We start from the raw sequence: 10,058 nt of genomic DNA on the forward strand, positions 1-10,058 counted from the left end.
TGGACATGGGCATCGTCAACGCCGGCGACCTGCCCGTCTATGACACGCTCGACCCGGTCCTGCGTGAGGCGGTCGAGGACGTGATCCTGAACCGGCCGCAGCGGACCAATGTCTCGAACACCGAGCGGCTGGTCGACATCGCGCCGAACTACAAGGGCGACAAGGGCGTGGCCCGGGTCGTCGATCTGAAATGGCGCGACCAGCCCGTCGGCAAGCGGATCGAGCACGCCCTGGTCAACGGCATCACCGAATACATCGACGCCGACACCGAGGAGGCGCGGCTGTCGTTCGACCGGCCGCTGCACGTCATCGAGGGTCCGCTGATGGACGGGATGAATGTGGTCGGCGACCTGTTCGGCTCGGGCAAGATGTTCCTGCCGCAGGTGGTGAAGTCCGCCCGGGTGATGAAACAGGCCGTGGCCTGGCTGGAGCCCTATATGGAGGCCGAAAAGGCCGGCAAGCCGCGCGAACAGGCGGGCCGCATCCTGATGGCCACGGTCAAGGGCGACGTCCATGACATCGGCAAGAACATCGTCGGCGTCGTCCTGCAGTGTAACAACTACGAGGTCATCGACCTGGGCGTCATGGTCCCGGCCGACCGCATCCTCGACGCCGCCGTCGAGCACAAGGTCGACATCGTCGGCCTGTCGGGCCTGATCACGCCGTCGCTGGACGAGATGGTGTTCGTGGCGCGCGAGATGGAGCGGCGCGGGTTCAACATCCCGCTGCTCATCGGCGGGGCGACGACCAGCCGGACGCATACGGCGGTCAAGATCGAGCCCGGCTATCGCAGCGGCTCGACCACCTATGTCATCGACGCCAGCCGCGCCGTGGGCGTGGTCTCGGGCCTGCTGTCGAAGACCGAGCGGGCGAAGAACGAAGCCCTGACGCGCGACGAATACGTCCGCATCCGCGAGCAGTATGCACGGGGCCAGGAGGTCAAGGCGCGGGCGTCCCTGCCCGCCGCGCGCGGCAACCGCTTCCAGCCGGACCCGGCCACGCCCCTGCCCTGCGCACCGTCCTTCCTCGGCGTGCGCGCCTTCGACAGCTGGGACCTGGGCGATCTGGCCGACCACATCGACTGGACCCCCTTCTTCGCCAGCTGGGAGCTGATCGGCCGTTATCCGCTGATCCTCGAGGACGAGATCGTCGGCGAGGCCGCGCGCGACCTGTTCAAGGACGCACAGGCGATGCTGAAGCGGATCATCGACGAGAAATGGTTCACCGCCAAAGGGGTGGTCGGCTTCTGGCCCGCCAACGCCGACGGCGACGACATCGTGGTCTGGGCCGACGAGACCCGCGACGAGGAGATCGCCCGCTTCCACACCCTGCGCCAGCAGATCAAAAAGTCGAACGGCAAGCCGAACCTGGCGCTGTCGGACTTCGTCGCGGAGACCGGACAGGACTATATCGGCGCCTTCGCCGTCACCGCCGGCCATGGCGAGCTGGAGATCGCCAAGCGGTTCAAGGACGCGGGGGACGACTATTCGTCGATCATGGCGACGGCCCTGGCGGACCGCCTGGCCGAGGCCTTCGCAGAGGCGCTGCACAAACGGGTGCGGACCGAGCTGTGGGGTCATGCGGCCGACGAGGCCACCACGGTCGAGGACCTGATCGCCGAGAAATACCAGGGCATCCGTCCGGCGCCCGGCTATCCGGCCCAGCCCGATCACACGGAAAAGGCTACGCTGTTCAAGCTGTTGCAGGCTGAAAACAACGCCGGCATGGCCCTGACCGAGAGCTTCGCCATGACGCCGCCGGCGTCGGTCTCGGGTCTGTATTTCGGGCACGCAGAGAGCCACTATTTCGGGGTCGGCAAGATCGATCCGGACCAGGTCGCCGACTACGCCCGGCGCAAGGGCTGGGACGTGGCCACCGCCGAGCGCTGGCTGGCGCCCATTCTCAACTACGATCCCGGCGTTCCAGCGCGGAGCGACGCGGCCTGAGGCGAGGCGGTTGCCTGGCCGGAGCGGCTGGTCCATCTAGCAGGACAGGGCGTTGGGCGAGGCCCGGCGCCGTCCCTGTGCACAGTTGACTGGAGCCGGCATGAGCTCATCGCCATCCGAGAAGCGGCGCGGCTGGCACTGGAGCGATTACTGGCGCAGCGGTCGCACGGACGTCATGACGGTGCAGACGCCGACCGGACCGATCGCCTTTGATACCGAACCGGTCTGGGCCGGCTGGTTCCAGACATTCGGCGCCGGCGCCCAGCTGCTGGATGTCGCTACGGGCAACGGTCAGGTCGCGGGCTATGCGAGCCGCACAGCCGCATCCGCCGGCCAGGCGTTCGCGATCACCGGCGTCGACTATGCCGATATCGAGAGCGCCGGTGCGCGACCGCTCGACGGCTGTCGGCTGATGGGCGGCGTCGCGCTGGAGAAGCTGCCTTTCCCGGCCGCGTCGTTCGACGGCGCCTCGTCACAGTTCGGGATCGAATATGCGGACACCCGGTCCGCGTTGCAGGAACTGGGGCGGGTGCTGAAGCCAGGCGGTCGGGCCTTGATGCTGATCCACCATTCCGACAGCGTCATCACCCGGCAGACGGTGGATCAGATCGCGGCCTATGATGCGGTTCTCGGCAAGTCCGGCGCGATCCGCCACGCCCGCCGCGCCTTCACCGCCCACCTCAAGGGCCTGCCCGCCGCCGCAGCGGAAGAGGCCCTGCGGACCGCGGTTCAGCAGGCCGTCGGCCGGCTCCAGCCGACGGCGGCGTTCGAGCCGGTGCGCTATTTTGTGGGCTATCTCGATGACCTGGCGAGGGGCGTCGCCTCCTTTGAGCCGGAAAGCGCCCTCGCCCGGCTGGACGTCTTCGAAACCGGTAATGCGGCCTGGCGACACCGTCAGCAAAGCCAGACCCTGGCCGCGCTGGACGGTCCGGGTCGGGATCTCTTCATCCTGCGGGCCGGACGGGCCGGTCTGGTCCTGACCGAAAGCGACGAAATGATCGACGGCGGAGGTCAACTGATCGGCTGGCGGGTGGCGTTCCGAAAGGCCTAGACCGGCCCGCCGGGGGCAGGACTACTCCAGCCCCACATCTGCGGGCGTCGCCGGCGGGGTCGTGATGTTGTCACGCAGGCGGCGGGCGGCGTGCTCGCAGCGGCCCGGCAGGCCGAAGAAGAGACCGAAGGCCTGGCTGCGGACCACCTCATCCTGACCGACCAGCGGGGTCCATTTGGCGGTCGCCTCGGCTGCCGCGGCGGCGGCGGCGGCGCGACTGGCGGCGGTCTGGCGCGGCTCGGCGGCGTTGAGAGCGGAGCGGAAATCAACCGCCTCCAGCTTGCCGAGGCGAATGATGTCCTGATCCAGCGGGTCGCCGTTGGTCAGGGTTTCACCGAGCGCAACGTGTCCGTTCACCAACGCCTCACACCAGGCGACCAGCGGATAGTCGTCTTCGGGGGCGCCCCGCGGCATCGGATTGGCGTAGGCCACGGCCTCACGGAAACGTTCAGCCTCGACCGCATCGACACCCGGCGCGGTGGACATGACCCCTTCGTCCTGGACCGGCGGAGGCGTCTGGGTAGAGATCACGAAGGCGGCAACGAGGCTGAGGAACATGGAGACATCCGGGATCGTGCAACGGGAAGGTCAGGCCGCAACGCTTGAACAGGACAGATGGTTTTTCTGCGGCAGCGGCCCGGAGCGGATTTCTGGCAACAAAAAGGGCGGCGGACCCGAAGATCCGCCGCCCCAGATGTTCTCGACGTCAGGCCCTAGAAGTTGGCCGTGACACCGAAGAAGAAGTAACGGCCCAGCGAGTCATACAGCTGCGGGTAGGTGTTACCGTTGCCGGTCGTACCCACGCTGTAGGACAGTTGCGGATCGTTATCGAACACGTTGTTGACGCCGGCACGCAGGGTCACCGTGTCGGTGATGCCCCAGGTCGCCGCCAGGTCGAAGTAGTTCTCGGCGTCGAAGTAGCGGTCCAGACGGGTGCCGCCGTTGTTCAGCGTGCCGGTCGTACCGTTCAGCACGGCGAGTTCAACTTCGCCGTAGTGACGCCACGTGCCCGAGATGTCCACGTCCCAAGGCGTGAGCCAGGTGACGCGGGCGCGGTGACGGTATTCCGGGTTCGGCGTACCGCACTGGTTGGCGTAGAAGCCGGTGCAGTCATAGACCGACGCGGCGCCACCCAGACCGGTGTCCGTGATCAGCTCGCTCAGATAGGTGCCGACGAACGACAGCTGCATCGAACCCATGTTCGCCATGCCCATGTCTTCGAGATCGAAGGCATAGTTGGAGTTGAAGTCGATGCCAGCAGTCGCCAGGCCGCCGATGTTGTTGTTCAGGTCTTCGACGAAGCCCGTACCGACCCAGAGCTGGCCGCCAGCGTTACGGTTGATGCGGTTACAAGCGGCCGCATCGCCCTGCTGGTAGCAGAGGTTGAAGGTGTTCAGAGAACCCACGGTCGAGACCAGGCCGTCGACCTGGATGTCGAAGTAGTCGATCGAGATGTTGAAGCCCGGGATGAAGGACGGGGTCCACACCACACCGTAGGTGTAGGTGTCGGCTTCTTCGGGATTCAGGAACGGGTTGCCGCCGCCCAGGAAGTTGTACTGGCCGGCCGGGCTGTTCAGAGCGCCGCTGTCGGATTGCGCCAGGGTGACCTGGTGACCGCCGGCGCCGATGCACGCCGCCGGAACGCTGTTGTTCAGCACGCCGTCGTCGTTCAGGTCGTCGCAGGGATCGTTGTCAGCGTCGAACAGGTTGAAGCCCTGCGCGGCGAAGAGTTCGATCACGTTCGGAGCCCGCACAGCGCGCGAGTAGCTGGCGCGGAAGCGGATGTCCTCGATCGGGGCGTAGTCGGCGCCGATCTTGTAGGTGTCGGTCCCGACGTTCTCGTACTCCGAACGACGATAGGCGGCGTCGATCGAGGCCGAGTAGGCCCAGGGTTGATCGTCAGCCAGCGGGATCTGGATTTCACCGAAGACTTCGGCGACGTCCGCATCACCGGTGATGCCGATCGTGGGGCCGCCCTGACCGGCGCCGTCGCCGGAAGCGAAGGCGGCGTCCGTGGTGGATGCCAGGGCGTCGCGGCGATACTCGGCGCCGAACGCGACCTGGACGGTGCGCGAGGAGGTCGGCATCGACCAGCCCGTGTCACCCGTGATGGCGGCGGTGACGACCTGCTGGGTCGTTTCACCGGTCTGGATCAGCGGGATCTGCAGGTAGTCGAGGGCGGCCTGGGTCACGGTGCCGTTGCCGAAGACGTCATAGGGCACGCAGTTCGGATCGGTGCCATTGACGACCGAGCGACAGGTCGGGGTGACGCCGGGGCCCGGATCGCTGTCGACGACGTCGAGAGCGCGGGTCAGGCGGGTAGCCGAGAAGTCGTTCAGGTAGGTACGCGCCAGGCGGACCCGCGAGAACTGGGCAGCGAGGTCGTAGTTCCAGCCAGCGGCGAGCTCACCACGCACACCGGCGACGCCGCGGTACGAGGTGTAGTTCAGGCTGTCCTGACGGCCGCCGCCTTCAACGTTACGACGGGCGACATACATCGGAGTGCGCGAGCCGGCCAGGATCATGGCAGGCGTACAGCCGATGGCCGTGCGCTGCTGGGCCGACAGGAGCGGGCTGTCGCAGTTGATGTCGCCGACGGTGAAGAAGCTGCCCGACGGGGCGATCTGCGCGACCGACTGATAGTCCGAGAACATCAGCTGGGCGAAGACTTCCGCCTTGTCGTTGACTTCGTAACGGCCGAAGGCGCCCAGGGTGTAACGCTCATCCGGGCGCTGGTAGTAGTTCAGCGGGCCGAAGTTGTAGGCGTTAACGTTGGCGTTGTAGGGCACGAAGGTGCGGCCCGCGCCGACCGTGTAGGCGAAGGTCGAGAAGTCCGTGAACTGGCCGGGGAACGAGGTGCCCGAACCACCGCAGGAGTAGGTCGTCGGACCCGTGGCCGCGTTCGGAGCGCCGAGGGCGCAAGCCGAATAGTCGCGATCACGCTGCAGGATCGGGTTGTTGTTCCGGTAGCCGGCGTAGGCCATCACGTTGCCGCGGCCGTCCGGCGACGAAACGCCGAGGGTCACGTTCAGCGAACGGCTCTCACCATCCGAGACGTTGTCTTCGGGCAGGCGGAACTCGGCCGGGTTGGTCAGGGCGCGGCGGGCGATTTCAGCCCGCAGGTTGCCGACGCCGTCGTAATCGTTGTTGTGCTGATAGAAGCCGTACTGGGCGTCGACCTGCAGGCCTTCGAAGTCCTTCTTCATGATGAAGTTGACAACGCCGGCGACAGCGTCCGAGCCGTAAACGGCGGATGCGCCGCCGGTCAGGACTTCAACGCGCTCGACCAGTTGTTCCGGGATCTGGTTCAGGTCGGCCGCGTCGTCGTTCGGCGAGCCGTAGCCCATCCGGCGACCGTCGATCAGCACCAGGGTGCGCGACGAGCCGAGGTTGCGCAGCGAAACCGTGGCCGTACCCGTGGCGCCGTTGGCGACCGTCGAGTTCTGGGCGGCGAAGGCCTGGGGCAGTTGCGAGATCAGGTCTTCGACCCGGGTCACGCCCGCCACATCGATGTCCTCGCCGGTCACCTGCGTCACCGGGCTGGTGGTGACGAGGTTGGTCTGCGGAATGCGCGAACCGGTGACGATGACGTCGTCAAGGTCCTGTGACGCTCCGGCGTCCTGCGCCATGGCCGGCGCGGCGAAGGCGAGAGCGGCGAATCCGCCGATCATCGTCGTCGACAGCAGCCGATTGCGGATTTTCTGGGTTCTCAAAGGTCGTCTCCTGATGTTCGACGCGCGCCGTTTTCCGGTGCGTCGCGGCCTTAGAATGGAATATTCCCTTCCCCCGCGGACGGAATCCGACCGCAGTTGACCAAGGTTATGCGCCGCTCCGCCTCATTCGCCAGCCAAATTACAGGACTGTAACTCTGTCGAAGCGTAACTGTCGTATTTAGGCCACGATACGGACACAGGCGCTGTTGCGGGTCAGGAGTTGACCGTCGAGGCGTCTTGTCCGACTGAAGTCGGGCTGCCCTCAGCGGGTTTTTGTCGAGGTTGAACCGATGTCATTGATTTCCGGCCTTGCGGCGCTGGCGGCGGCTTCGACCCTCTCGACCCAGGCGGCGCCCGCCCAGGAACGTCCCGAGACGCTGGAGCGGCTCATGGCGTGCCGCAGCATTGCCGACAATGCGGCGCGGCTGAACTGCTTCGATACCGCGGCGGGTGCGCTGGACACGGCCGAGCGCCAGGGCGACGTCGTCGTGATCGACCGCGCGGGAGTCGCCGAGACCCGTAGACAGCTGTTCGGCTTTGAGATGCCGACCCTGCCCCGCCTGTTCGGCCCGGAAGGGGCTGCGGCCCTCGATTCGATCGACTCGACACTGGAGAGCGCCTCTCTGGTCGGCGAAGGCCGTTGGGTCTTCCGGCTGGCCGACGGCAGCGTGTGGCGCCAGATCGATTCCGAGCGTGTCCGCTTCCAGAACCGCCCCGGACAGCCCGTCCGGGTCCGCAAGGCCGCCCTGAGCAGCTTCCTGTTGACCGTGGACGGCAGCCGCGCCGTCCGGGTGCGGAGGCAGTAGCGGTGACGCTGCGTCCACTGTCGCCGACCGTCTCGGTCTCGGCGCAGCTTTCCCCGGCCGTCATGCCGGCGCTTGCGGCCGCCGGCTTCGGCCGCGTGATCAGCAACCGCCCGGACGGCGAGGATCCCGGCCAGCCAACAGCGGCGGAGATGGAAGCGGCGGCGCGGGATGCGGGTTTGAGCTTCGCCTGGATTCCGGTGTCCGGACTGCCGGCGCCGGATCAGGTCGCGGCGGTGGGAGAATTGCTGGCGGACGGCGTGCCGACGGTGATGTTCTGCCGCAGCGGCATGCGTTCGACATCGGCTTGGGCGATGTCGGAGCGCCTCAAGGGGGCGGATGCGGAAGACCTGCGTGCGACCGCGGCGGCCGCGGGCTACGATCTCGGGCGGGTGCCGCTGTAAGGCCTAGCGCAGGATGGCCACGCGGGTGGCGTAGGGCACCGGTTCCGGCGTGCAGGACGCCACGGCGAGTTGCATCGCCATGAGACACAGGAAGGCCGCCGCTATGGGCTGGAGCCGATTTGAGACAGCCAGGGCGATGGAAACGGCCACTTTGGACACTCCGCAAGAGGTTACCGAAGTCCTAACGCAAGGGATGGGCCGCGCCTGATGATCCCGTTCGTCCCGATGCCGGCGTTCGAATACGGGCGGGCCGATGCGGTATCGCCGCTGATACGGCGCGTGATCGCGAACAATCCGGGGCCGTTCACCTACACTGGAACCGGGACCTACATCGTCGGCGGTGGTGAGCCCGGCGCGGGGGTGGCGGTGATTGACCCAGGCCCCTTGGACGACGCCCATCTGGCGGCCCTGCTGGCGGCGGTGGAAGGCCAGACGGTCAGCCATGTGCTGGTGACCCATACCCACCGCGACCATGCGCCGCTCGCCCGACCGTTCGCGCAGGCCGTCGGCGCGCCTGTTCTGGCCGCCAGCCCGCCGGCGCGCACGGTCCATGCCTCAGAGTCGCTGGACGAGGACCACGACGAGACCTTTTCGCCCGACATTGTCCTGACAGGCGGCGAGCGGATGCAGGGCGATGGCTGGGTGATCGAGGCGATGGCCACGCCGGGCCACGCCTCCAACCACATGGCTTTCGCGCTGCTGGAGGAGAACGCCCTTTTCAGCGGGGATCACGTCATGGGCTGGTCCACGACCATCGTGGCTCCGCCCGACGGCGACATGGCAGCCTATATGGCCAGTCTGGAGGCGGTGATCTCGCGCCGTTTTTCAACGATCCTGCCGACCCACGGCGCGCCGATCACCGAACCAGGTCCGTTTCTGGAAGCGTACAAGGCGCACCGGCTGGCCCGCGAAACGCAGGTTCTGGCCCGACTGAGGGCTGGAGATCGGCGGATCGCCGACATGGTTCCGGTCCTCTATGCCGCCATCGATTCGCGGCTGTGGCCGGCCGCGAGCCTGTCTGTCTGGGCTCATCTGATCGCACTCGAGCGGACGGGCGTCGTACGGGCGACGCCGGGGCCGACGATCAAGGCGGACTGGACCCTGGCCTGAGCCTCAGCCGGCGGAGCGGAGCGTTTCGCTGATGGCGGTCGCCATGCGGCAGGCCTCGCCGCCGTGGGGCCGGTGGTCACGGGCGGCGACGCGAATGTCCGTGCGGCCCGGACGGATGCGGATCACGGCGTCATGGTCGACGCCGAACCAGAAACCCTTGCGGCTGCCGTCAGCCCGGCCCACGCCGGCGCCGCGCAGGGTGAAGCCAGCCTGTTCCAGCGCGTAGATGGCCGCTGTGGGTGCGATCTGGCGCATGACCGGCAGGGCGCCGGGACAGGCCTCGACCCCCACGGCGGGACCGGGCCCCTGCCCGCCCCGCTGGTCGCCAAGGTCGCCGAAACCCGGAACCTCGGTCAGGTCGGTGCTGACGTTCTCGACCGGCCCGGCTGAAAAGCGGGCCTTCTGCCAGACGAAGCCGCCGAGGGTCGCGCCGGCGACCAGGACGGCGGCGATCGCCAGCACACCCGATTTGCGGAAATTGCCGAGCGACAGAAACAGGGCGCCAAGAGCAGCCGCTGCGCCGAAGAAGGCGGCGAACCAACCGACCCGCATGGTCAGCAGGTCATAGCCGACCTCGACCGGCCAGGCCCCCACGCGCGTCCCCAGAGCCGCGACAAGCACGAGAAACGGCGCGGCGACGGCCAGAAGGGCCAAGGCCTGGACCCGACCGGCGCCCGGCGTGCGGCGCGCCATGGTCTCAGGCCCCCGCCGTCGGCAGGCGGTAGTCCTTCAACCGTTCGCGGACGAGCTTCTTGTCGATCTTGCCCGTGGCGCCCAGGGGGATGTCGTCCACGAAGACGACATCGTCCGGCATCCACCATTTGGCGATCTTGCCTTCCAGGAAGTCGAGGTGTTCCTGCTTGTTCTGCACCTGATCGGGCTTCAGCTTGATGATCAGGACCGGCCGTTCATCCCATTTCGGATGCGCCGCGCCGATGACGGCGGCGAGTTCGACTTTCGGATGGCCGACGGCGATGTTCTCGATCTCGATCGAACTGATCCACTCGCCGCCGGACTTGATCACGTCCTTG

General features: G+C 67.2%; 10 protein-coding genes. 5 read left to right on the forward strand and 5 right to left on the reverse strand.

What is annotated here, in order from left to right:
* Both B3E43_RS05160 and B3E43_RS05165 read left to right on the forward strand, forming a co-directional pair.
* A partial coding sequence (locus tag B3E43_RS05160; RefSeq protein WP_292027263.1) for a vitamin B12 dependent-methionine synthase activation domain-containing protein occupies window positions 1-1,946 on the forward strand: 1,946 nt, incomplete at its 5' end.
* Between the two features lie 100 nt (window positions 1,947-2,046).
* A complete protein-coding gene (locus B3E43_RS05165; protein WP_292027265.1) occupies window positions 2,047-2,997 on the forward strand; it encodes a class I SAM-dependent methyltransferase in 951 nt (316 codons plus the stop codon).
* Between the two features lie 21 nt (window positions 2,998-3,018).
* Here the strand turns inward: B3E43_RS05165 and B3E43_RS05170 are convergent, their stop codons facing one another.
* Both B3E43_RS05170 and B3E43_RS05175 read right to left on the reverse strand, forming a co-directional pair.
* Window positions 3,019-3,555, reverse strand: a complete 537-nt coding sequence (locus B3E43_RS05170) for a hypothetical protein (protein WP_292027267.1) — start codon at window positions 3,553-3,555, stop codon at window positions 3,019-3,021.
* A 155-nt stretch (window positions 3,556-3,710) separates the two neighbouring features.
* Entirely contained in the window at window positions 3,711-6,710 is a 3,000-nt protein-coding gene (locus B3E43_RS05175) for a TonB-dependent receptor plug domain-containing protein (RefSeq protein WP_292027270.1), read from the reverse strand.
* A 290-nt stretch (window positions 6,711-7,000) separates the two neighbouring features.
* Between B3E43_RS05175 and B3E43_RS05180 the strand changes: the two genes are divergently transcribed.
* Together B3E43_RS05180 and B3E43_RS05185 are read left to right on the forward strand one after the other, a co-directional pair.
* Window positions 7,001-7,516, forward strand: a complete 516-nt coding sequence (locus B3E43_RS05180; RefSeq protein ID WP_292027272.1) for a hypothetical protein — start codon at window positions 7,001-7,003, stop codon at window positions 7,514-7,516.
* 2 nt (window positions 7,517-7,518) lie between these two features.
* Window positions 7,519-7,917 carry a TIGR01244 family sulfur transferase gene (locus B3E43_RS05185; protein ID WP_292027274.1) on the forward strand — a complete coding sequence of 133 codons (399 nt, stop codon included), beginning with the start codon at window positions 7,519-7,521 and terminating at the stop codon, window positions 7,915-7,917.
* Window positions 7,918-7,920: 3 nt separating this feature from the next.
* Here B3E43_RS05185 and B3E43_RS05190 read toward each other — a convergent pair whose 3' ends face one another.
* Entirely contained in the window at window positions 7,921-8,067 is a 147-nt protein-coding gene (locus tag B3E43_RS05190) for a hypothetical protein (protein ID WP_292027276.1), read from the reverse strand.
* Window positions 8,068-8,124: 57 nt separating this feature from the next.
* Here B3E43_RS05190 and B3E43_RS05195 point away from each other — a divergent pair, with 57 nt between their 5' ends.
* On the forward strand, window positions 8,125-9,027 hold the full coding sequence (locus B3E43_RS05195) for an MBL fold metallo-hydrolase (protein ID WP_292027278.1): 903 nt from the start codon (window positions 8,125-8,127) through the stop codon (window positions 9,025-9,027).
* 3 nt (window positions 9,028-9,030) lie between these two features.
* On the opposite strand, the gene B3E43_RS05200 is transcribed toward B3E43_RS05195, so the two are convergent.
* Together B3E43_RS05200 and B3E43_RS05205 are read right to left on the reverse strand one after the other, a co-directional pair.
* Entirely contained in the window at window positions 9,031-9,720 is a 690-nt protein-coding gene (locus B3E43_RS05200) for a DUF1499 domain-containing protein (protein WP_292027280.1), read from the reverse strand.
* A gap of 4 nt (window positions 9,721-9,724) precedes the next feature.
* Window positions 9,725-10,058: AMP-binding enzyme (locus B3E43_RS05205; protein WP_414631338.1), on the reverse strand; the 334-nt coding region annotated here is incomplete at its 5' end.

This window comes from Brevundimonas sp. UBA2416 (genome assembly GCF_002343105.1).
In the GTDB taxonomy this organism is placed as follows: domain Bacteria; phylum Pseudomonadota; class Alphaproteobacteria; order Caulobacterales; family Caulobacteraceae; genus Brevundimonas.

Excerpts from the sequence above, each read along its gene's own strand:
- B3E43_RS05200 (WP_292027280.1), bottom strand. The coding sequence starts at position 9,720 with ATGGCGCGCCGCACGCCGGGCGCCGGTCGGGTCCAGGCCTTGGCCCTT.
- B3E43_RS05165 (WP_292027265.1), top strand. The coding sequence starts at position 2,047 with ATGAGCTCATCGCCATCCGAGAAGCGGCGCGGCTGGCACTGGAGCGAT.
- B3E43_RS05170 (WP_292027267.1), bottom strand. The coding sequence starts at position 3,555 with ATGTTCCTCAGCCTCGTTGCCGCCTTCGTGATCTCTACCCAGACGCCT.
- B3E43_RS05180 (WP_292027272.1), top strand. The coding sequence starts at position 7,001 with ATGTCATTGATTTCCGGCCTTGCGGCGCTGGCGGCGGCTTCGACCCTC.
- B3E43_RS05195 (WP_292027278.1), top strand. The coding sequence starts at position 8,125 with ATGATCCCGTTCGTCCCGATGCCGGCGTTCGAATACGGGCGGGCCGAT.